This window comes from Niallia taxi (assembly GCF_004005475.1).
Lineage (GTDB): Bacteria > Bacillota > Bacilli > Bacillales > Cytobacillaceae > Niallia > Niallia taxi.
The window spans coordinates 637202-659600 of record NZ_RZTZ01000002.1; the positions used below are offsets into that span (position 1 = coordinate 637202).

Annotated in this window: 22 protein-coding genes; 15 read left to right on the forward strand and 7 right to left on the reverse strand. The window is 37.5% G+C overall.

Features of this window, described 5'->3' with window-relative positions:
• Positions 1–220: 220 nt before the first annotated feature.
• A complete protein-coding gene (locus EM808_RS08050; RefSeq protein ID WP_127737658.1) occupies positions 221–2140 on the forward strand; it encodes an ATP-dependent DNA helicase in 1920 nt (639 codons plus the stop codon).
• Between the two features lie 377 nt (positions 2141–2517).
• The gene (locus EM808_RS08055; protein WP_127737659.1) at positions 2518–4032 is read left to right on the forward strand and encodes a carboxypeptidase M32; all 1515 of its coding nucleotides are present in this window, start codon (positions 2518–2520) and stop codon (positions 4030–4032) included.
• 315 nt (positions 4033–4347) lie between these two features.
• Here EM808_RS08055 and EM808_RS08060 read toward each other — a convergent pair whose 3' ends face one another.
• A complete protein-coding gene (locus tag EM808_RS08060) occupies positions 4348–4800 on the reverse strand; it encodes a chemotaxis protein CheX (protein WP_127737660.1) in 453 nt (150 codons plus the stop codon).
• A 616-nt stretch (positions 4801–5416) separates the two neighbouring features.
• On the opposite strand from EM808_RS08060, the gene EM808_RS08065 reads away from it, so the two are divergent.
• The 3 genes from EM808_RS08065 to EM808_RS08075 all read left to right on the forward strand — a co-directional run bounded on the left by EM808_RS08065 (position 5417) and on the right by EM808_RS08075 (position 10895).
• A complete protein-coding gene (locus tag EM808_RS08065) occupies positions 5417–9028 on the forward strand; it encodes a dynamin family protein (protein ID WP_164849593.1) in 3612 nt (1203 codons plus the stop codon).
• Positions 9029–9062: 34 nt separating this feature from the next.
• The gene (locus EM808_RS08070) at positions 9063–9902 is read left to right on the forward strand and encodes a sulfurtransferase (protein WP_127737662.1); all 840 of its coding nucleotides are present in this window, start codon (positions 9063–9065) and stop codon (positions 9900–9902) included.
• A gap of 138 nt (positions 9903–10040) precedes the next feature.
• The gene (locus tag EM808_RS08075) at positions 10041–10895 is read left to right on the forward strand and encodes a 5'-3' exonuclease (protein WP_235856587.1); all 855 of its coding nucleotides are present in this window, start codon (positions 10041–10043) and stop codon (positions 10893–10895) included.
• A gap of 35 nt (positions 10896–10930) precedes the next feature.
• Here the strand turns inward: EM808_RS08075 and sspL are convergent, their stop codons facing one another.
• Positions 10931–11059: a small, acid-soluble spore protein L gene (gene sspL / locus EM808_RS08080; RefSeq protein WP_127737664.1), complete on the reverse strand. Its 129-nt coding sequence runs from the start codon at positions 11057–11059 to the stop codon at positions 10931–10933.
• A 116-nt stretch (positions 11060–11175) separates the two neighbouring features.
• Here sspL and EM808_RS08085 point away from each other — a divergent pair, with 116 nt between their 5' ends.
• Together EM808_RS08085 and EM808_RS08090 are read left to right on the forward strand one after the other, a co-directional pair.
• The gene (locus EM808_RS08085; RefSeq protein WP_127737665.1) at positions 11176–11670 is read left to right on the forward strand and encodes a divergent PAP2 family protein; all 495 of its coding nucleotides are present in this window, start codon (positions 11176–11178) and stop codon (positions 11668–11670) included.
• A 27-nt stretch (positions 11671–11697) separates the two neighbouring features.
• Positions 11698–11967, forward strand: a complete 270-nt coding sequence (locus EM808_RS08090) for a DUF6123 family protein (protein ID WP_127737666.1) — start codon at positions 11698–11700, stop codon at positions 11965–11967.
• 15 nt (positions 11968–11982) lie between these two features.
• On the opposite strand, the gene EM808_RS08095 is transcribed toward EM808_RS08090, so the two are convergent.
• Both EM808_RS08095 and EM808_RS08100 read right to left on the reverse strand, forming a co-directional pair.
• On the reverse strand, positions 11983–12894 hold the full coding sequence (locus EM808_RS08095) for a DMT family transporter (RefSeq protein WP_235856577.1): 912 nt from the start codon (positions 12892–12894) through the stop codon (positions 11983–11985).
• A complete protein-coding gene (locus tag EM808_RS08100; RefSeq protein WP_127737668.1) occupies positions 12884–13297 on the reverse strand; it encodes a reverse transcriptase-like protein in 414 nt (137 codons plus the stop codon). Before EM808_RS08100 ends, EM808_RS08095 begins: the two co-directional genes overlap by 11 nt.
• A gap of 177 nt (positions 13298–13474) precedes the next feature.
• Between EM808_RS08100 and EM808_RS08105 the strand changes: the two genes are divergently transcribed.
• Together EM808_RS08105 and EM808_RS08110 are read left to right on the forward strand one after the other, a co-directional pair.
• Entirely contained in the window at positions 13475–14128 is a 654-nt protein-coding gene (locus tag EM808_RS08105; RefSeq protein ID WP_127737669.1) for a reverse transcriptase-like protein, read from the forward strand.
• A gap of 50 nt (positions 14129–14178) precedes the next feature.
• The gene (locus EM808_RS08110) at positions 14179–14388 is read left to right on the forward strand and encodes a zinc-finger domain-containing protein (protein WP_225314677.1); all 210 of its coding nucleotides are present in this window, start codon (positions 14179–14181) and stop codon (positions 14386–14388) included.
• 41 nt (positions 14389–14429) lie between these two features.
• Here EM808_RS08110 and cspD read toward each other — a convergent pair whose 3' ends face one another.
• Positions 14430–14630, reverse strand: a complete 201-nt coding sequence (cspD, locus tag EM808_RS08115) for a cold-shock protein CspD (protein ID WP_119547134.1) — start codon at positions 14628–14630, stop codon at positions 14430–14432.
• A gap of 400 nt (positions 14631–15030) precedes the next feature.
• Here cspD and EM808_RS08120 point away from each other — a divergent pair, with 400 nt between their 5' ends.
• From EM808_RS08120 to mntR, 5 genes are all read left to right on the forward strand, one after another.
• A complete protein-coding gene (locus EM808_RS08120; protein WP_127737671.1) occupies positions 15031–15318 on the forward strand; it encodes a hypothetical protein in 288 nt (95 codons plus the stop codon).
• 377 nt (positions 15319–15695) lie between these two features.
• On the forward strand, positions 15696–15995 hold the full coding sequence (locus EM808_RS08125) for a hypothetical protein (RefSeq protein ID WP_127737672.1): 300 nt from the start codon (positions 15696–15698) through the stop codon (positions 15993–15995).
• A 2-nt stretch (positions 15996–15997) separates the two neighbouring features.
• Positions 15998–16975: an aromatic acid exporter family protein gene (locus tag EM808_RS08130; protein ID WP_127737673.1), complete on the forward strand. Its 978-nt coding sequence runs from the start codon at positions 15998–16000 to the stop codon at positions 16973–16975.
• Positions 16976–17099: 124 nt separating this feature from the next.
• On the forward strand, positions 17100–19259 hold the full coding sequence (locus tag EM808_RS08135; protein WP_127737674.1) for a type IA DNA topoisomerase: 2160 nt from the start codon (positions 17100–17102) through the stop codon (positions 19257–19259).
• Between the two features lie 221 nt (positions 19260–19480).
• Positions 19481–19906, forward strand: a complete 426-nt coding sequence (gene mntR, locus EM808_RS08140) for a transcriptional regulator MntR (RefSeq protein ID WP_127737675.1) — start codon at positions 19481–19483, stop codon at positions 19904–19906.
• An 85-nt stretch (positions 19907–19991) separates the two neighbouring features.
• Here mntR and EM808_RS08145 read toward each other — a convergent pair whose 3' ends face one another.
• Positions 19992–20198, reverse strand: a complete 207-nt coding sequence (locus EM808_RS08145) for a DUF3892 domain-containing protein (RefSeq protein WP_127737676.1) — start codon at positions 20196–20198, stop codon at positions 19992–19994.
• 133 nt (positions 20199–20331) lie between these two features.
• Between EM808_RS08145 and EM808_RS08150 the strand changes: the two genes are divergently transcribed.
• Complete coding sequence (locus tag EM808_RS08150) at positions 20332–21030, forward strand: AIM24 family protein (RefSeq protein WP_127737677.1); 699 nt, start codon at positions 20332–20334, stop codon at positions 21028–21030.
• 94 nt (positions 21031–21124) lie between these two features.
• On the opposite strand, the gene metA is transcribed toward EM808_RS08150, so the two are convergent.
• Complete coding sequence (metA, locus tag EM808_RS08155) at positions 21125–22033, reverse strand: homoserine O-acetyltransferase MetA (protein ID WP_127737678.1); 909 nt, start codon at positions 22031–22033, stop codon at positions 21125–21127.
• Positions 22034–22399 lie beyond the last annotated feature (366 nt).

The following is a 22399-nucleotide window of genomic DNA, read 5'->3' on the forward strand; positions in this document are numbered from 1 at the left end:
ATGCTGTCTTTTCTTTTTTAAAACTTTTTCGATTAAAATGGCAATACATGTAAGAGGGTGCTGTGCCAAAATTGGCGGCCCTCTTTTCGCTTGAATAGTACAAATTAATTGCCTATTTTAATCATGTCACACATTATAGTTAATGGAGGCATCCTCCTGTTAGAAATTAGTGAATTTACTTGCAGGCAGGCCTCTTATTTCATTTTTGCGGAGGGGTATCATGCAAAACAGCATGCCATTTGAGGTTTCGAAAACAGAATCATTTTACGATAAATTAGGAGAATGGATTGGGGATGTGTTCTACGACATTCTTCCGGACGCAGGGTATGAGCTTCGTGATGAACAAGTGTTCATGGCATACCAGCTCGAAAAAGCGTTTAAAGAGAAAAAGACGATTTTTGCAGAAGCAGGAGTCGGTACAGGTAAAACATTTGTATATTTACTTTACAGCATTTGCTATGCAAGATATGTGAATAAGCCTGCCATTATAGCATGCTCTGATGAAACATTGATTGAACAGCTTGTCAAAAAAGAAGGCGATATTGCGAAGCTGGAACAAGCTTTAGGATTAAAAATTGACGTACGCCTTGCTAAATCGAGAAACCAGTATCTTTGCTTAAATAAGCTTGATCAAAAAATCACTTTTGAGGATACGTATAATACCATTTATGATACATTGCCTGATTTCGTTCATGGCAGTGGTTCCCTGCAGTCATTTGCACCATATGGCGACAGGAAGGATTATTCTGACTTAACGGATGAAGATTGGGCTGGTGTAGCTTGGGATTCGATGCAGGATTGCTTTACATGCGATAAGCGTCACCGTTGTGGACAAACCTTGCACAGAGACTACTACCGCAATGCTAAGGACTTGATTATTTGCTCACATGATTTTTATATGGAGCATATTTGGACAAAGGAATCAAGAAAAAGGGAAGGTCAATTGCCATTGCTTCCAGATAGTGCTTGTGTAGTGTTTGATGAAGGCCACTTGTTAGAATATGCAGCCCAAAAAGCATTGACTTACAGACTAACAGAACAAAACCTAGAAAACCTTTTGACTAAACTCCTTGCAAATGACGTTAGAGAAAAAACATTAAATATTATTGAAGATACTATCTATCAAAATGAACAGTTTTTCGCTGCATTAACAAATGCATCGTTTGAAACAGAAGGCTCGGACAAGCAGGAAATTAAAAAAACAGATACTGTCATGAAGGAAGGCAAAAGACTTGCAGGACTTATCTCAGACTTAGAAGAAGAATTAGTCTTCGAAAGTGAGATGTACGTCATTAATGAGTATGATTTAAAAGTAGTGGAAGAGTACTTAGAGCAAATATCTCATTCCCTTCGTTTATTCTTAAGAGAAATGAATGGTATTACTTGGTTTGAGGAGCACGACGGGGAGCGCACCCTTGTCATTATGCCAAGACTTGTACAAGATATTATGAAGGAGGATGTATTCAGCCAGAAAAAACCGATTATCTTCTCTTCTGCAACATTATCTAACAACAAGTCATTTGAATATATGGCAAACAGCTTAGGAGCGAAAGACTTCCTATCTTTCTCTGTCGAATCTCCATTTGATTACGAAGAAAATATGAAAGTAATTATGAGAGAATATAATCAAGGAGATAATGAGCAGAAAACGGAATATGTACTAAAGCAGCTTGTCGATGCTGGCGGAAGATCACTTGTACTGTTCAACAGTAAAGAAGACTTAGCCAGGTTTAAAGCAGCATTGCCAAAGGATTTCAACATTCCTGTTTATTTTGAAGGGGAAGCAGAAATTAGCGGCCTAGTTTCCAAATTCCAAAATGAAGAAGAGTCCATATTATGCGCTGTTAACCTATGGGAAGGCTTAGACGTACCAGGAAGATCACTAGAAAATGTCTTTATCTTCTCCTTGCCGTTCCCGCCAAACGATCCTGTTTATAAATCAAAACGTGAAAACACAACAGATCCATTTACAGAAGTAGATTTGCCTTACATGATACTCCGCTTAAGACAAGGTATCGGACGTCTAATCCGTACTACAGAAGACAGCGGCAGCATTCACATCTTAATGGACAAAGAAGAAAAACAAGCTGTTAAAGAAGCAGTGACAGCAGCATTGCCAGTAGAGCCAGCTGCCGTTTAATAGGAGCAAAAAGAGTTCTCATTTGGACTTCGTCCGAGTGCTGGTAACCCCAATCGATTTTAATTCGATTGGGGTTTTTTATGCTTTAAGCAGATAACTCTCAGATATAAGATGTCTTTTTGAATTCTTGAGAATAAAAATGCGCCTCAGTCAAAATTTTTTAACAAAAACTAAAATAAGCAGTCCTCTATTAAAAAGTATTCGTCTAATAAATAGCAAACTGAATTGTTTGTAGAAGTGTTCGGATTAACGATTGCATATAGTAAAAAACGAGATAGTTTATTTTTTCAGCTACAGCGTTTTATATTTACATAGTAGAAAAATATGGTAAGATAGTTTTCATATCTTACTATTTTGATTTAAGGAGGAGAAATTATTTGAGCAACATAAAAGAAATAGAGCAGAATTTTTTAGCATATGTTAAAAAAATCGGGGCATATAATGAAGCATTAGCACTAATATATTGGGATTTACGAACAGGAGCACCAAAAAAAGCAGTTGATCAGCGTACAGAAGTTGTGGGCACATTATCGGCAGAGGCGTTCAACATGTCTGTTTCACCAGAGCTGGAAAGTTATTTGACAGAATTATCTGATGAAAGTATTCAAAAAGAATTATCGTTTGTAACGATAAAAACAGTCGAAGAAATGAAAAAAGAGTTTGAACGTAATAAAAAAATTCCGCCGAATGAATATAAAGAATATGTGATGCTTCAATCAAAAGCAGAAAGTGTGTGGGAAGAAGCGAAAGAAAAATCTGATTTTTCTATATTTGAGCCATATTTGGAAAAATTAGTTGAAACAACAAAACGATTCATCGGGTATTGGGGCTATGACAAAACACCTTATGATGTTCTTTTAGATATGTATGAACCAGGTGTTACAGTCCAAATTATCGATCAAGTATTTGATGAATTAAGAGGGAAGATTGTTCCACTTGTTCAGCAAATTGCTGATTCATCACAAAAGATAGACACAGACTTTTTATTTAAGCACTTCCCAAAAGAAAAACAGCATGCATTTAGCTTGGAGCTTTTAAAGCAAATTGGCTATGATTTTGATGCAGGCAGGCTTGATGAAACTGTGCATCCATTTGCAACAGGCATTAACCCAGGCGATGTGCGGATTACCACAAAGTATGTGGAATCTGATTTCCGTGTGGCAGTATTCGGTACCGTTCATGAGGTTGGCCATGCTTTGTATGAGCAAAATATCTCGGAGGAACTTGTCGGCACACCGCTGGCTACGGGAACGTCAATGGGGATACATGAGTCACAGTCATTATTTTATGAAAACTTTGTTGGAAGGAACGCCTCCTTCTGGAAGAAGAATTACGCTTTATTAAAGGAATATGCAGACGGGCAGTTTGATAATGTAGAGGTAGAGGATTATTACAAGGCAATTAATGAATCTAAACCATCACTTATCCGAATTGAAGCAGATGAATTAACATATCCATTGCATATTATTATTCGCTACGAAATGGAGAAAGGCTTATTTAATGGCGATATAAAGGTTAAAGACCTTCCGAAAATATGGAATGAAAAATATAAATCTTATTTAGGAATTGAACCAAGTAATGATGGAGAAGGAGTTCTTCAGGATGTCCATTGGGCAGGGGGCAGCTTTGGTTATTTCCCGTCCTATGCGCTAGGCTATATGTATGCAGCTCAGTTTAAACAAACCCTATTAAAGGACTTGCCTAACTTTGATGAGCTCCTTGAAAAGGGTGAGTTATTGCCAATTAAACAATGGTTCAATGAAAAAGTCCATCAATACGGAAAAACAAAAAAACCGCTTGAAATATTATCAGATGTGACAGGAGAAGGCCTTAACGCACAATACTTAATTGATTACCTGTATGAAAAGTACAGCAAGGTGTATCAACTTTAATTTAAAATTCCAGACAAAAAGAGCAAGGAAGTCCTTGCTCTTTTCTGCTTTTCGTAAGAAATGAGGCGCAATTGTCACGAAAAGCGCAGTACAGGAATATACTATTATAGAATTAATAAACTGGATGTGATAATCGATGGAACATTATTATTGCAAACACTGTCTCATTCTTTATAAGGAAAGCACAATCTGTTCTAATTGTGGAACGAAGGTTGAGAATAAGATAAAGATAGAAGTGCAAAGCCAAAAGGAAAATGAGTAAATAGCAATAACAAAGAGTATGACGATTTTGCCATCTCTTTGTCAGCTAATTTTCTATACTTCAAGCATTAAAATTATATAAAGCGTGCCTGTGTCAGCTAATGTTACTTTAAGGCTTAAAGCCTTGTCAAAGCCATACATTTTTGTCTCTCCCACCAAAACCGTCGGAGGGGTTATATCCATTGCAATTCCATTTTTTGATACAAAAGTAGTCAGGTTACCTGCGATCATGTTACCAAGCTCTCCAGAGAAAGAATCAAGCATTTCTCCTTCAAGAGCCATTCCAAACATTGCTTCACCGATTTTACCGAAAACCTCTTGATTTCCATCTATAATGACTCTACCGCGGAAGTCACCTGTCAGACCAATTAGCACACCTAAAGATTTCTGCTGATAAGGTGCCGTTACTAAAGTTGGTTTATCAATTGTTAGTTCAAAGGGGATTACATTCTTAACTGAATCAATAGTCCCGTTTAATATTTCTGTTGCGCTTCTTGTGATTGTCAAAATTCATTCCCCCATACTGTAGTTATCATCATCTTAACATAGTTTATAAAAAATTTGGATAAGGAAAATTCAAAAAAACGACAAAAATTATAGTATAATATACCTATCTTTACTGATGAGCGATTAGGTTTAAACTACTATGTTTTTTACTACTGGTTACTATTTACAATGAAATTTTAATTAAATCCTTTTATAATGAAGAAGCACAGCAACATCCTTCAAAACATTTCATTCCTCCTTTTATGAGAGGAATTTTTTTTTGCCTATATTGAAAATGATTATCATTGATGGTACAATGTAACTGAAATTGAAAATTACTCTCATTAAGGAAAGAGGTGTGCAAAGCATGGTTATGGTCTTTATTGCTGCTGCTGCAATTACTTGCTTGTCCGTTATGAAATATGTGTTGAAAAACGTCTCACCTACTGCAAATACAAAATAAATACATTAATGAAGGATATTCATATTCTTATTATTTCACTTTTCCCTCATAATTTATTCTGGTAATACCTCTTTTTTATCATCTGCGTTTAAAATTCAAAATATTTTCTTTATTCTAATGTTGAAAATGGTTAAAATGGAACTAATCTACATAATAAGATTAAAGGAGTTAGTCATGCTTCCGACAACCATTTTTCAGCTAAACCACCTAACAGAATTTCATCATTTTTTAAACAAACAAAAGGATTTTGCTGCAGCCGAAAAGGTGAAGGACTTAATCAACAAAATTTACAAGGACGATTTTGTCTTTACCTTTTGTGGTCATTATTCTGCTGGTAAGTCCAGCTTAATCAATGAGCTTATTGGCAAACCCTTGCTGCCAAGCAGCCCAATCCCGACAACAGCACATAAAATAAAGGTTACACGGGGCGATGATGCTGTCAAAGTCTATTTCACAGCTAAACCTACGCTGTTATTTCCAAACTGTACGGATTTGAAATTAGTGGATGCCGAGCTAATAGACAAAGATTTGATAAAGGAAGTAGCTGTAAATGTAAGCGATATCGAATTGCCGACTAATATTATGTTCGTTGATACACCTGGAATAGATAGTATAGATAAAGCTCATATGCTTGCAGCAGAATCAAGTATTCATTTGTCTGATGTATTGTTTTATGTAGTGGAATATAACCATGTTCAATCTGAAATTAATATTGAATTTACAAAACAACTTGTCGACAGCGGCAAAAGCTTTGTTCTGATCATTAATCAGATTGATAAGCATCGCGAAGCAGAAATTCCGTTCCAAGCATTTAAGGATAGTGTAGAGCAGGCGTTTGTTTCAAGTGGTGCAGTGCCTGAACAGATTTTTTACACATCAATAAAAGCAATGGACAGCAGCAAAAATCAGATAGACGCATTAAAACAGTACATTGCCGAAAAAATGGCGCACAAGGGCTCATTAATGGAAGCATCTGCAGATCAATCCTTTATAAAGATAAAAACCGATCACAGCAAGGTAATGGAATTGAAATTGGAAAAGGAATTAGCAGAAGCAGGTGAACCGCTTGCTAATGTAACAGCAGAAAAGCTTAACCTTTTAGAGAGTGACTTCCATGCACTTGAAAAGAAGCTTGAGGCACTACAGCAAACTAAAGTGCAGCAGGCAGAATTGGAAGCAGGCTTTCTAGCTATCATTAAAGACGCTTATATTATGCCGTATGCAAACAGGGAGCTTGCGGAAACGTATTTAAACTCTAAAGACAAAAAATTTAAGCTCGGATTGTTCTCCAGTAAACAAAAGATAAAAGCCGAGCAAGAAAAAAGGTTAGAGAATTTCCATGGCGTTTTGGCAGAAGCCGTCCAATTACAGCTGCTGGGACCTTTAACCAAATATTTAGAAACAGTCTCTGGGAAAATGGGGGTTAATACAGCTGCATTTAAAGAGGAATATTTAACAACTCCATTATTTAAGCTAGACAAACCAGCTTTAGAGGAGCTTGTTAATCCTAATGCACAAATGTCAGAAACCTATTTGCTCCGTTATTGTGAAGAAGTCGAAGATTACATAAAAAGCTCAGTGAAAAAAGAAGCAAATAAGCTTTTTTCAATTTTATCTAGTGAGCAAAATAGTCACGCTAAACAGGAAGAGCACATAATTTTAGAAGACCAGCGCCGTCTTGAAACCTTGCTTAAAGCGAAAGAAAAAAAAGAACAATTAACGAAAAACTGGCTTAAATGGCAGGAAACGCTTATGCAGCTTATCGAAAATAGACGTGAGAATATGGCTGACAATTACTTGGAGCTGATTGATGATGAGGCTGTGCCCGTTATTCAAGAAGTAAATCCTCTTAAACAGGTAAAGCAGGTTCAAAGGAAAAAAGAAACTCAAGTCCGCAGCAAACCAGAGCAAATGCTGGTAAACCAAGAGGAAATGCTGGCACAGCTTGATTTTATATCAGATCAATTGCAGGACTTAAAAGGGTTTAAAGAGGTTTGGCGCAATCTACAGCGGCGCACAGAGACAATCCGTAATAAGCAATATACAATCTGTTTATTCGGTGCTTTCAGTGCAGGTAAATCTTCTTTTGCGAACGCACTGTTAGGTCATCCACTGCTTCCTGTATCCCCTAATCCTATGACGGCAGCAATTAATCGTATTCTGCCTGTTGATAAGGAAAATGAGCATGGAAAAATGGTGATTGTCTGGAAAACAAAAGAGGACATGTTAGGAGAGCTGCAGGATTATTTGCAAGTATTTCATGAAAACGCAGATTCACTTGAGTCTGCACAGCTTGTCATTGAACGAATAAAAAATGACAGTGCTCCTTCCTCAGCCAGCCACTTTCGTTATTTAGAAGCGTTTTTAGAAGGATTTTCTTCCCACAAGGATATGCTTGGAGCAGTCTCGACTGCAAGCATGGAGGAACTGAACCAGTATGTATCAGTGGAAACAGTTTCGTGTTTTATCGCAAAAATCGATGTTTATTTTGATTGCAGCCTGACAAGAAAAGGCATCGTTTTAGTTGATACGCCTGGCGGAGATTCGATAAATACAAGGCATAGTGAACTTAGCTTTGAATACATGAAGGCCGCTGATTCTATTCTGTATTTATCCTATTATAATCATGCTTTTGCGAAAGCGGACCGCTCATTTCTGCTTCAATTAGGAAGAATGAAGGATTCCTTTGAAAAGGATAAGATGTTTTTTATTATGAATGCCATTGACCTAGCAAAGGATCAAGAGGAACTAGACCTTGTCTTCAATTATCTATATGACCAGCTTGAGCACTATGGTATCAGGAATCCGCGTATCTATCCTGTTTCAAGCTTATTTAGTGAAAAAGAGCCATATAAAGGACAGATGGATGCTTTTAAAGGGAGTTTGCTGCAGTTTATTGAGGATGAATGGCTTCCATTTATGCTGAAAGCAGCAGAGACGGATTGCGCTGCTAGCATTCAAATGCTTGAGGATTTCATTAATTCAGCGGAACTCGAGCATGCAAAGCAAAAGGAACAAATAGACGCATGGGAAAGAGAGGAGCAGGGGCTTAATTCGCTCCTCGCCCAGCAAAAGCATACTTATTTAAATAAGAAAATAAAAGCAGAGATAGACGAACAGGTTCATTATTTAAAGCAGCGGATATTCCTGCAATTCAATGATTGGCTGAAGGAATCCTTCCATCCTGGACTTCTAAAGGGAGAGAACCGGAAGCAAGAGGGAGAAAAAGCATTAGACGACTTCCTTTTTCAGCTTAGCTATGAGGTGGAGCAAGAGCTGAGGGCAGTTAACTTAAGATGCGAAAATTATTATTATGCGCAAAGAAAAGAGCTTTATGAATTGTCATTAAAAAGTATCCGCCAAGTAAATAAGGAAATTATTGTACAGCTTGATGATTCTGTAAAGCTGAGCGGGGGTATTACCCATCAAGCTCCATTCAGAACATTGGAAAGAGGATTGTTTAAAAAGGCATTGTCTTATTATAAAAATCCGAAGGCTTTTTTTGAAAAAGGAGACAGAAAATACCTTGCCGAGGAAATAAAAGCAGTAATGGAAACGGAGAGTTTTCCATTTTTTGAGGAGGAAAAATCCCGATTGTTTGCATTTTACGATGATACGTTAGAGAAGGAAAAGCGAGAAATGCTGCAAATATTGCAAGCACAAATGCAAGAGTATTACAGCGGCAAGATAGAGTTGTTCCAAAATGAGGAGATTCGCCAAAAAATGAAGGAAGCTCTTCGTACAATAAAAGAAAGTAATGTATGGACATATGCAGACAGTATCTAACAATGTAATTGGTTAAAAGGGAGGAAAAGGACGGATGAAATTCACAGTGGAAGCAGATTGGCTCCGCGATAACTTGGCTGAAAAGGATGTTAGGGTCATTGATTGCAGGTTTGAGCTGGCAAGACCTGTTGCAGGCCGAAAACAATTTGAGGCAGGTCATATCCCTGGAAGTGTTTATTTTGATTTGGAAAAGGATATGTCAGCACCTGTGAAACAGCATGGAGGAAGGCATCCTTTGCCTGATCTTGATGTCCTTAAAGAGAAGCTAGAGAAAGCTGGCATTGGAAATAATACAACTGTCGTTGCATATGACAGTGGAGAAGGAGCGTTTGCTGGAAGACTTTGGTGGCTTATTAGCTATATGGGGCATGAAAATGTCTACATCCTAAATGGCGGGATGAAAGCATGGCTCGAGCAAGATTATCCAATAACGACAGAACGACCAGCTTATGAAGAAACATCATTTAATTATAAGGTCAATTCAGCTATTGCAGCCTCCTATGAAGAAGTTGAAGCGATCGTCCAAGCAAATAATAATGGTGTTGTATTAATAGATTCAAGGGAGTACAAAAGGTTCACAGGGGAGGTAGAGCCAATTGATAAAAAAAGCGGCCATATTCCTGGAGCAATAAATAAGGTGTGGACAAATGGACTTGTAAATGGAAGATTTAAAGATGCCGAGGAACAAAAGGAGCGCTTTAGTGAGCTGGATCCTAACAAGCAATATATCGTTTATTGCGGCTCTGGTGTGACTGCGACTCCTAATTTTCTAGCATTAAAAGCAGCTGGATTTCAGAACGTTAAGCTTTATCCAGGGTCTTTCAGTGATTGGATTTCATATGATGACAACAAGGTTTGCACGATAAAAGAATGATTAAGCAAACAGGAATGTCAATGGAAAAACGCACTAGCTTCTTAATGGCTGTTTTTCTGTTATAATAGAATAGATTAATGTGAAGGAGCGATTTATTTGAACACAGAAAAACAGCCATCCCTCCTGCTTGTTGATGGAATGGCCCTTTTGTTCAGGGCTTATTTTGCAACAGCTGTTACAGGACAATTTATGATAAATTCGAAGGGTATCCCGACGAATGCGATACATGGATTTGTGAAACATTTCTTTACGGCAATTGACCATTTTAACCCATCACATGTTGCTGTTTGCTGGGATATGGGAAGCAAAACCTTCCGAACTGAAATGTATCCTGACTATAAAGCAAACAGATCAGAGGCGCCGGTAGAATTAATGCCACAGTTTGATATAGTAAAGGAAGTAGTGGAAAGCTTTGATATCCCTAATATAGGTGTAGTCGGTTTTGAAGCAGATGATTGCATCGGAACAATTGCTAAAAAAATGAAGGGTTCAGCTCATGTAACTATATTAACAGGTGATCAAGATATTCTTCAGCTCCTTGATGATCATATCAGCGTAGCTCTCGTTAAAAAAGGATACGGCAATTATTTGGTTCACACTCCAAACAGCTTCCTTGAAGAAAAAGGAATTGAACCTAAGCAAATGATTGACTTGAAAGCACTTATGGGTGATACGAGTGATAATTATCCAGGAGTGAAGGGCATTGGCGAAAAAACAGCTTTGAAATTACTTCAGAATCACTTGCATATTGAAGGAATACTAGAAAACCTTGTGTCATTGACAAAAGGTCAGCGTGCTAAAATTGAAGCAGATTTGGACATGCTACACCTCAGCAGAAAATTGGCAGAAATAAAATGTGATGTGCCAGTGGACTGTTTATTGGAGGAAAGCATTTACCGAATTACTCCAGACAAAGCAATTGCTAAATTTAGAGAGCTTGAATTCAAGCATTTTGACACGCTTGTTCAACATAAAAACGAGGCACTTGCATAAAAAATGGTCCAGGAACGAATGTTCCTGGACTTTTTTTATTTTGTGTTTTTCTTTTTTGCCGCATTTTCAAGCTTGCTTTTCGGTGCTGGAGTCTGATCTCCGCCTCCAAAGCCTTGCGGATTTACGCCGCTTGCAGCTGTGCCCTTGTTTCGATCCTTGCTCATTATTAACACCTCCTGCTGCAATATTCGACCATTTGGTAATAAATAATCTTTTGTAGTATTTGCATGCTAGAATAATCTAAACATAAAACATGAAAACTAAAACTTGAGGTGATGATATGAATAAGGGAGTTTACGTTGCTTTGACTAGCATCGGATTGGCACAATTTTTGAAAATACCAATCCACTATGTGAAAACAAAAAAATGGGATAACCGTCTTTTTTTACAAACGGGAGGAATGCCGAGCTCCCATTCTGCAGGGGTCTCTTCTTTAACAACATTCATCGCTTTAAGGCGAGGAGTACCTACAATTGACTTTGCTTTGTCCTTAGTATACGGCTTGATTGTCATGTATGATGCTCAAGGAATTAGGCGTCAAACTGGTGAATTGACACTGAAGGTAAATGATTTAGGTGACTTAATGGAAAAGCTGAAAACGGATGAAAAGGTACCCTTTGAGGAAAAGCAGCCAAAGCGTTTAAAAGAGATGCTTGGCCATCAGCCTCAAGAAGTAGTTGGAGGCGCTATACTTGGGATAGCTATGGGAACTTTAGGTCATGTACTTCTAAAAAATGATAGAAAAATGTCGAAGAATAAAGTAACATGGAAATAAGAAGATTTTGGGAGGAATGGACGGAAATTGAAGACATTAGAAGAGTATTTGCTGTTTCTAGAAAGCAAAGGCTTTTCATTCGGGGAAGATGCGGTTGGCTTTATTTACTTCGGAAAAGCTTATACAAATGCAGCAGATGAGTTAATTAATACAGCTATCGAGTGTACGCTAAAGATACAGAAGCATTTCGATGGCAGCTTCTATATGTCCTTGCTTGAGCGGTTTGTTAAGGCTCAGGTGAAAACGAGGAAGGAAGCATTACGATACTTAAAAGAAGAACAGTTATTCCCCCTTTAATGGGGGATTTTTTTATTATGTTTTTTGCTTCAATAAGGGCCTGAACTTTTGCTGCGGTAATTCTGTTGCAATCATGCCAAATAAAATTAGTAAACAACCAACAAATGCACTTACTGTTAACCTTTCCCCTGCAAAAAAATAAGCAGTGACGGCTGCAAATACGGGCTCAGTCGAAAAAATCAACGCAACAGTTGCAGCACTTGTATATTTTTGCAGGGATGTCTGAATAACAAAGGCAAGTGCCGTAGCAAAAATAGAAGTGACGACCAATGCAAGCAATACATCTGCTTGAACAAGCCTAAATACGTTTAATCCGTTCCATTCCTCAAAAAGAAAGCTTCCAATAAAGGAAAGCACAGATACTGTGAAAATTTGCATAATTGTCAGCAGAAGGGCAGAATGCTTGCTGCTGTATGTGCTTGTTAAAACAATCTGCATCGCAAAGCCTACAGCGCATATAAGGACAAACCCATCTCCGGCATTCAGTGACATGGTTGATCCGACTGTTATGGCATAGAGTCCAGCTGTGGCAAAAGCAATGCCTATCGTACTATTGACAGAGAGCTTTTGTTTGAAAAACAAAAATAAAAACAACGGAACTAGCACTACGCTTAGTCCTGTTATAAAGCCAGCCTTGGAAGAAGTAGTATATAGCAGCCCGATTGTTTGAAAGGCGTATCCTATAAATAAACAAAAACCAAGCACAGCTCCTGCGACAACAGTTGACGTTTTGAGTTCCTTCAGGAGATGACGATGAAACAAAAGAAGCCAAAGCAACAAAAACAAAAAGGCAATTAAAAAACGAATCCCATTAAACTGGAGCGGCTCCAGAAATAAAATAGCATTTTGGACAAGAACAAAGGTGGAGCCCCAAATAAGTGCAACGGCAAGCAATAGTATGTTTGCCTGTTTGTTTTTAGAAATCACGGCTTTTTCCTTCCGGTTTATTTTTGCGTATGGCGATTCTTGCCAGTTCATCAGCCGTTTTATTTTCGCCGCTTGGAATCCATTTAATAAAGAACAGGTCGAGTTTATCTGCTAAAAGCAGTGCCTCTTCTAGAAGTGGTGCGAACGTTTTGTTTTTGGCAAATCGTTTATCCACAGCGCTGTCGACTGTTTTAGAGTCTGTCCGAAAACTAACTGATTTGTAGTTTTTTTCTAAACAGATTTTCAAGCCGTGAATTAAGGCATAATACTCGGCCTCATGGTTGCCCATGCTGCCAAGTGGGATAGAATATTTTTCGGCACTTCCATGCCCTTTAATGAAAATGCCGGCACCGCTTGGGCCGGGATTTCCAGCACTTGCACCATCGATGTAGACTTCTATCATTTTTAAACCTCCAAAGTTTCTGGTATGATTATTCAGGTAATGGCAAGCTTTTTTAGCTATAAAAAGGAGCCAAACTACATAACATTATCTTATATGGATTCATATTGGGAAGCCATTTTATTATACCCTTTACTTACCCTATGGAACAGTATTTAAATGAAGGAAGGATGCTTTCATATGAAATATAAGCTTGAATATAGATACCGCGTAAAAAAGGAAGAAGTGTTTTTTACATCTGATTGGATGGTTCAATCTACGGCTATTGTAATCGGTGAAGAGTTAGAGAAGAACAAGCACGGCATTGATCTGACTTTTTATGATGAAAACGGGACAGAATGGAATTTAAAGGAGCTGATTAAGCTTCATGCAGAAGTGGAAGAGGAGCCGCATGATTTTACGATTTTCTTTGATGGCGGATATCGGAAAGAAACCAATACTGCAGGGCTAGGGGTAATTCTTTATTTTAATCAGGGCAAAAAGAAATACAGGATTCGGGCAAATGAATTATTTCATGAGATGGAAACAAATAATGAAGCTGAATATGCAGCCCTTTACCATGCATTGAATTTATTAGAGGAATTGGAAGTCAAAGGAGTAACCTGTGAATTTAAGGGTGATTCCCAAGTTGTACTGAATCAATTATCTGGTGAATGGCCATGTTATGAGGAGGCGCTTAATAAATGGCTTGATCGGATTGAAAAAAAGCTTTCTGATTTGAAGATCAATGCTATTTATACACCTATTGGTCGAAATGAAAATAAAGAAGCAGATAAATTGGCAACACAGGCCCTTGCTGAAAAAAGAATTTACAGTAAAATGCAGATTATATAAAGATGTATGAAGTATTTTGTTTACGATGTAAAAAGAGGAGAGATTGCTTTGTGAGCGATAGAAAGAAATGGCTGCAGCGTGCAGAAAACCTGATGAATGATTATTGTAAAGGCTGTTTTTTGTATGAACATAACAAAACAGACAAAGGAAAAAGGCATGCACATCGGTTTTGTATATCAGAATGCACGGTTGGACTGGAAATAAAAAAATACGGTGATATGCTTGCGGGGAAGGTTAAAGAGGAAGATAAAAAGAGCTGACATAAGCCAGCTCTTGGATATTGTTGCTTTTCGTTTTTTTATTATAGTTTTGTAACGTTAGCAGCTTGAGGTCCGCGATTTCCTTCAACGATTTCGAAAGAAACTTCTTGACCTTCTTCTAGTGATTTGAAACCGTCACCTTGAATAGCTGTGAAGTGAACGAATACATCGTCTCCGCCTTCAACTTCGATGAATCCAAAGCCTTTTTCATTGTTGAACCATTTTACTTTACCGTTTTGCATGTTAAGTTTCCTCCTAAGCCTTTCAAGACACATTAGTGCTGAAAAATAAATATTCTCATAGAACAAAATATTATAGAAAACCATATTTTCAGAATTTTGTTAAATGATGTCTATAATATACATGAATAACCCAATAGAGTCAAGGTTTCATAGAGTTTTTTCATAAAAAGTATTATAAAAAACGAAATAAAAGAAAACGGATACACATTTGGTTTAGGATTTAGCAAGTATTATGGTAGGAGAGTGTATGAAACAATTTATCACACATAATTTTATTGTCCTGCACATAACAATTTAATGACAAGTATAATGCATTTTTGTAAGTAGTACAGTTAGTATCACAGATGTGTGCTTTTTGCTAGTTGTTTTTTGACGAAGACAATCAAAGAAGGTGATTAGTATGTATCGGTTTTCGATTGAAAATGCTAACTGGATTTTGCGTTTTTCGCCAAATATTACGTTGGATGATGAAAGCAAGCAGGCGATAGTTAGGAGCATTCTCCAACTTGGCAAGGAACTTACTACATTTTCCCATGGCGAATCCTTTGTCATTATGAACAAGAATATCGGTTTGATTGTATTTTTGGTTGAGAAAATACCTTCGTTAATTTTAACTGTTGCTAATATTGTAGAAAGAGATAAATGGTATGTTCAATCCGAGAAAGCTATCAAGAAATATGATGCTTGAAAGCTAGCTTCGGGTGAAGACAATTTTTTTTTTACATTAGCAGGGAGATATTTCAACTTTGAAAGATGGAGCAAAAAAACTTTAGAGAAACACTATTATGTGCATCCATCCTTTTTTGGGCCTGAACTGCTCTATAATTTTATAGTATTCTGTTCTTTTTTGTCACTTGTTGAAACTAGCTAAGAGCTGGTTTTTTTTGTTTGGTTACAATGAAAGGCTTACCATAAAAAAACATGTGGGAATAATGATGGAAACCATTGAAATGTAGATGAAAATGTGTTTTTATTAACATGATAAAAGCTGTTATTTAATCTGGATTAGATGCTCGTCCATCAAACCAAATGGAGCAAAAAATTTAAAAGGGAAGATTTTAAAAAATGATTGAAACGATTGTAAAGAACAGTCAAAGTCCGTATTATGAAATTTCTAAAGAAGACCAAGTGATATTGAGCCCATTTGCAGGAATAGTGAAGGATATTTTCATTAAGGAAAATGCCTATTTTTATGAGTGGGAAACAATCCTGACAATTCAGACAGCTAACGGAGATTTGAAGGAAGTAGAAGTTCCATTCAGCGGTTCTGTCGTATCATTGTTTGTGAATACTGGAGATGAAATTTCAATTAATGCGAAGTTAGTTTCTTTACAGGATGATCTGTTAGTTACAGGTTGTGATTAAGCATGATCATAAGCTTATTAAAAAAATATAAAATAGGCTACCGTACCTTCAAAACTGCTGTTGCAGTAAGCTTAGGGATTACTGTTGCCCAGCTTTGCAATCTGGATTTCTTCGTATCCTCTGCAATCATCACGATATTATGTGTGCAAAACTCAAAAAGAAAATCGCTGCACAGCGCATTCGCTAGATTTGTGGCATGTATGCTTGCTATTCCTTTTTCCTATGTGTTTTTTGAACTGATTGGCTATAAGCCTTATGCGATTGGATTGCTGCTTTTGCTGTTTATTCCGGCGACTGTTCTATTGAAAGTAAATGAAGGTGTTGTGACTAGTACTGTCATCATTCTTCATATTTACTCGGCAGGAAATATTAATATGGCCGTGATAGAAAATGAGTTTGCGCTTATTGTCATTGGAATAGGAGCAGCACTTCTAGTAAACAGCTATATGCCTAGCCTTGATAAGGAAATGAAGACCTATCAGAAGAAGATAGAAAAGGATTTCCAGGAAATGCTGCAAGGGATGGTTGAATTCTTACGCACGAATGAAATAGCATTTGATTATAAACAAAAGCTCACGCAAACAGCGAAGGAAGTACAAATCGCAAAATCGCTTGCATACAGAGACGTAGAAAACCATTTTACAAGGAAAGAAAACTATTATTATAAGTATTTTACTATAAGAGAAAAACAGCTTGAAATAATAGAAGGACTTTTCGCGAAGGTAACGACTGTGAGCAGCCTGTCAGAGCAACGGCATTCCATCGCTGATTTTTTGGAGGAGCTGAGCCTTTGCGTCCATCCAGGAAACACAGCACAGCTTTTTTTAAGCAAACTGGAAAGGCTGGAGGAAGAAATAAGGACGCAGGATTTGCCGCAGGATTGGGATTTGTTTGCCGAACAAGCACAGCTTTATTACGTGCTTAAAGAGCTTGAACAGTATTTGAAGGTGAAAAAGTCACTGAAGGTAGCGTATAATTGATATAATGGTTAAGGGAAGATTCTATTAAACATACATGAATTGGATGTTTAATAGAATCTTTTGTTTGCTTATCGCAAACGGGAAGCCCCAATTTTTGGACAAAGCAAATAAAAAAGGTGATAACATGAAATTGATATTGGCTGAAAAACCATCTGTATCAAAAAATATTGCAGATGCATTAAAAATAAAAAACAAGCAAGACGGCTATTTCGAAGGAAATGGCTATATCATAACATGGGCATTCGGCCATTTGCTGCAGTTAAACGATGCGAAGGATTACGACGAAAAAATGGCGACATGGAAAATGGATAACTTTCCATTTATACCGGAAAGCTTTAAATATAAGGTGAAAAGTGATCCGCGCAATCGGGAAAAACCTGATAAGGGAGCACAAAAACAGCTGCGAACAATTCAACAGCTCATGAGAAGACAGGACGTTACTGCGATTATATCTGCGTGTGACTATGATCGAGAAGGACAAATCATTGGTGACAGTATTATTTATAATTTGCGGACAGATAAGGAAGTATATCGTCTGCTCTTGAATGAGTGGACACCAGATGAAGTATTAAACGGTCTTGAGCAAATTCGGGCAAACAGTGAAATGCGTCCATTACAAGATGCTGGTGTCAGCAGACAGTGGGCAGATTGGCTGATAGGGATTAACCTTACATCTGTAACTACATTAAAATACCAAAAGGGCAAAGGGAAAGCACTTAATATCGGCCGTGTATTGCTGCCGACCTTAAAGATAATTTATGATCGGGACAAGGAGATACGAGACTTTGTACCAGAGGATTATTTTAAGCTACAAGGGACCTTCTCAAGCACAGAAGGCAAATATACGGGTATTTATACAGTCGGTAAAGAAGACAAGTTTAAAACGAAGGAAGAGCTTGACCAGCTGCAAAAGCAAATTGCCGGCAAAAAAGGAATTGTAGCAGACAAAACAGTCCAGAAAAAGAAGGAGTATCCTCCGTTACTGTTTAATTTATCGAATCTTCAAGGCTATATTACGAGCAAATATAAAGGCTGGACGGCTGATAAGGTTTTGAAGGTTGCACAAGGTCTGTATGAAAAAAAATATATTACGTATCCAAGAACGGCAAGCATGGCGCTTGAGGAAAGCTTAATAGGTAAAACCGCTAAGGTCGTTAGTGCCATATCTGCAAACTTACCTTATAAAGATGACATAAAATTTTATGCATCCAAAAGAGTTTTTGATAATAAAAAAGTAGAAAGCCATAGTGCCATTATTCCGACCTATCTTATTCCGAAAAGGCTGACGAACGATGAGGAACAAGTCTATGAGGCAATTAAAACTAGACTGCTGATGCAGTTTATGCCTGTAGCTGAATATGAGGAAACTAGAATTGTAACAGAAATTAAAGATACGAGTCTGCCTGGTGCGTTTCATACAAAAGGAAAAGTGCAGCTTGTCGAAGGCTGGAAGAAAGCAGAAAACATTAAGACAAAGGATGTTCTTCTGCCGTATGTGGGCATTGGGGAGGAAGTGGACGTCAAAAAAATCGAAACAACCACCCATACGACACAGGCCCCGAAGGAGCATACAGAAAAAACACTATTGCGTCTCATGGAAACTTGCGGCAAAAACATCGATGCACTTAGTGATACAGAAGAGGACGTTATGTCCATATTAAGCGGCTTTAGCATCGGCACACCTGCTACCCGTGCAGACACAATTAAGAAGCTAAAGGATATCGGCTATATTGAAGCAAAAGGCAAAAGCTTGATTTGCACAGATTTAGGAAAAACACTCGTTGAAACATTCCCAATTAAGGAATTGTTTAACTTGGATTTCACGGGCAGGCTAGAAAAATCTCTTTATGACATAGAGAAAGGTAACTACTCTAAACAAGCCTTTTTGCAGCTTATTAGCGAATTTACAAAGAACTCTGTTGAAAAAATCAAGCATGAGCAAGATGTGACCATACAAGAGGTTTCCTATACAAAAAGGAAAATAGAGAATTTAGGTAAATGCCCAGTATGCGGTCATCAAGTGATAGAGGGGCAAAAGGGATTTGGCTGCAGCAACTGGAAACAGGGCTGTAAATTTGTGATTTGGAAAAATGATAAGTTTTTAGCAGCACTTAAGAAAAAACCAACCAAAACGATGGTAAAGGCAATCCTAAAAAACGGGTCTGCTGAGGTTAAGGGACTAACAAGCAAAAAAGGAAATAAATTTGATGCTATTTTAAAATATGTGAAAAATACAGATAATGATTATTTTAGCTGGCAAATGGATTTCGCTAGCAAAAAGTAGCATATGTCTGTTCAAAAAACAGTGGCATCACTAACAATGCTTGTTTCAACAATTTTTATATAGTAAAATGCTTAAAGGATATGCCGCTGCTCCGCCTACCTGCGTTTTGCGAAAAAAGCTTTAACGTAAAGGGGAGCAACGGTTAAATCGAACGAATACAGCTCTGTTTAGCTAAACATGGCAAGTGTTTGAGAGTATATGCAAAATTAGGAGGGTCATATATGCCAACACCCAGCATGGAAGACTATATTGAACAAATTTACAAACTGATAGAAGATAAAGGATATGCAAGAGTATCAGATATTGCAGAAGCCTTGTCTGTACACCCCTCCTCTGTTACAAAGATGGTTCAAAAGCTGGATAAGGATGAATATCTTGTATATGAAAAATATAGAGGGCTGATTTTGACCCCAAAAGGTAAAAAAATAGGACAAAGATTAGTTTTCCGTCATGAGTTACTTGAAGACCTTCTGCGTATAATCGGCGTGAAAGAGGAAAATATTTACGAAGATGTAGAAGGAATTGAACATCATTTAAGCTGGGATGCAATCGATCGTGTTGGAGATTTAGTCCAATATTTTCAGGAAGATTCAAAAAGAATCGAGGAGCTAAAAGAAATCCAGCAAAAAAACGAGGACCTGGATTAAAAAATGGCGAGAGACATATTTTATTTGCTCCATGGCAAAAAAGCGTGTCTCTATGTCTAGCCCCTCTTTTCCTATGTATGTTTATTTAAATGATTGGAAATTCCTCAAATGTATCCTCTATTGTCGTAAAGGAGCCTTCTTCTATGCTTGTCTCTGACAGCTTAATCCCGCTGAGTGAGCCTTCTGCTGCTTCCATCACCGCTTTTCGGTAAGAGATAATTCTATCGTCAGAAGTTTTAAAGCTTATTATTTCACCTGCATGATTTCTTTCCACAGCAACGATTGTTTCCATATTATCTATCCTTTCTCTAAAAAATAAAAATCATCGCTTAGTATGCACGAAAAGAAACAAATTAATCATGAAACTTTTTTATCTACCATACGTATTTATGGAAGGAAGCTTAAAAAAGAGAGGGATCTTACATATGAACAGATATACCTTGCAGGATTTTGTAAACCAAACAGAACAGCAGGATAAAGGGGAAGGCCTGTTTGAATTGGAAACACAGCGCATGCTTGAAGTGAATTTAGAGAGCAAAATTTGGGCGAAATCTGGAAGTATGGTTTCGTATATGGGAAACATTAAGTTTACAAGAGAAGGTATTTTGGAGCATGGAATAGGGAAGATGTTCAAAAAAGCACTGACAGGTGAAGGTGCCTCCCTTATGAAGGCAGAGGGGGAGGGCAAGCTGTATCTTGCAGATCAAGGAAAAAAAATCTCCATTTTAAACCTGTATGATGATTCCATTTTTGTTAATGGCAATGATCTGCTGGCATTTGAGCCTTCTGTGTCTTGGGATATTAAGCTGATGAGGAAGGTCGCTGGCATGCTCTCAGGGGGACTTTTCAACATTCATTTGTCAGGTAGAGGTATGATTGCCATTACCTCTCATTATGAGCCGCTTACTTTGAGAGTAACGCCATCAAGACCAGTTTTCACTGATCCGAATGCAACAGTGGCATGGTCAGGAAGCCTGCAGCCAGAATTTGTAACAGACGTATCCTTGAAAACATTCTTCGGAAGAGGCAGTGGTGAATCGATTCAAATGAAATTCAGCGGCGAAGGCTTTGTGGTTATCCAGCCATTTGAAGAGGTTTATTTTAGCGGGGATAATAATGGATAATGATTGTTCTAAAAAAAGGGATATTCTTTCAAACTGTGTACGGAATGCATACACATTGAAAGAAATATCCCTTTTTTTATACTTTACTTGCCTTTCATTTCCATTCGTACGGAGTTTCTTGATAAACATAATAATTCAGCCAGTTTGAAAACAGCAGATGTGCATGAGAACGCCACATATTGAGTGGTTTTCTGCTTGGATCATTATTCGGAAAATAGTGAAGAGGAAGATGAATATCTAGTCCCTTTTCTTTATCGCGTTTAAATTCCTCTGCAAGTGTGGATGAATCATATTCCAAATGGCCAGTTATCATTATTTGTTTTCCGTTGTTTCCACTAATAATAAGAGCACCAGCTTCATCTGATGCTGCTAAAAGCTGCAGCTCTGGATGATCATTAATTTCTCGTGTTGTGACATTCGTATGCCTTGAATGAGGTGCCACAAAGCTGTCATCAAAGCCGCGCAGTAATTTTTCAGACGGCCTAAGAACTTCATGAGAATAAATTCCATAGCATTTTTGGTCAAGCTCGTATTTTTTTATACCAAAGTGATGATACAAGGCGGCCTGTGCGCCCCAACAAATATGTAACGTGGAGGTTACATTTGTTTTAGTCCACTCCATAATTTCAGTAAGCTCTTGCCAATATTGGACTTCCTCAAAGCTCATTAATTCAACAGGAGCTCCTGTAATAATCATGCCATCATACTTATTTCCTTTAATAGCTTGGAAATCTGTGTAGAATTGCTCTAAGTGATACGGACTTGTGTTTTTGGAGTGATAGGATGCAGTCCGAACGAGTGAGATGTTAACTTGGAGTGACGTGTTCCCAAGAAGTCTTAGCACTTGAACTTCCGTTTTTTCTTTTTCTGGCATTAAATTAAGAATCAATATATTTAATGGCCTGATATCTTGAGCCTTTGCTCTTGTTTCGTCCATTATAAAAATATTTTCTTCTTCGAGAATTTCCCTTGCTGGCAGCAGCTGTGGAATTTTAATAGGCATAATGGTTCGCCTCCTGTTTTTTCCTTATTTCTGCATGTTGTGAGTTAGTATGGATTTTACTTGCACTGGAATATTTAATAGGACAACAAGCAAAGCTATCGTAGTATTCCAGTAATTTAATTGTTGGTTGTTTTAAACATATAGCCTATTATAAGTTTCCTTTCGGTTTGCCGCAATACAATTGCAGGAAATGTGTGAAAATAGTTTTTTTTCAGCATTTTTAAGATTATCTATTTTTTATTTGACGTTCCTTTTCAAGAGAAAGGCGAACATTTTATGAATTTCCTTTTATTTTTATTCGTTAATCTGTAAAATAGTTAAGGACAGTATACATAAAAATAGATTAAAAGCTCTCTATTAGTTTGC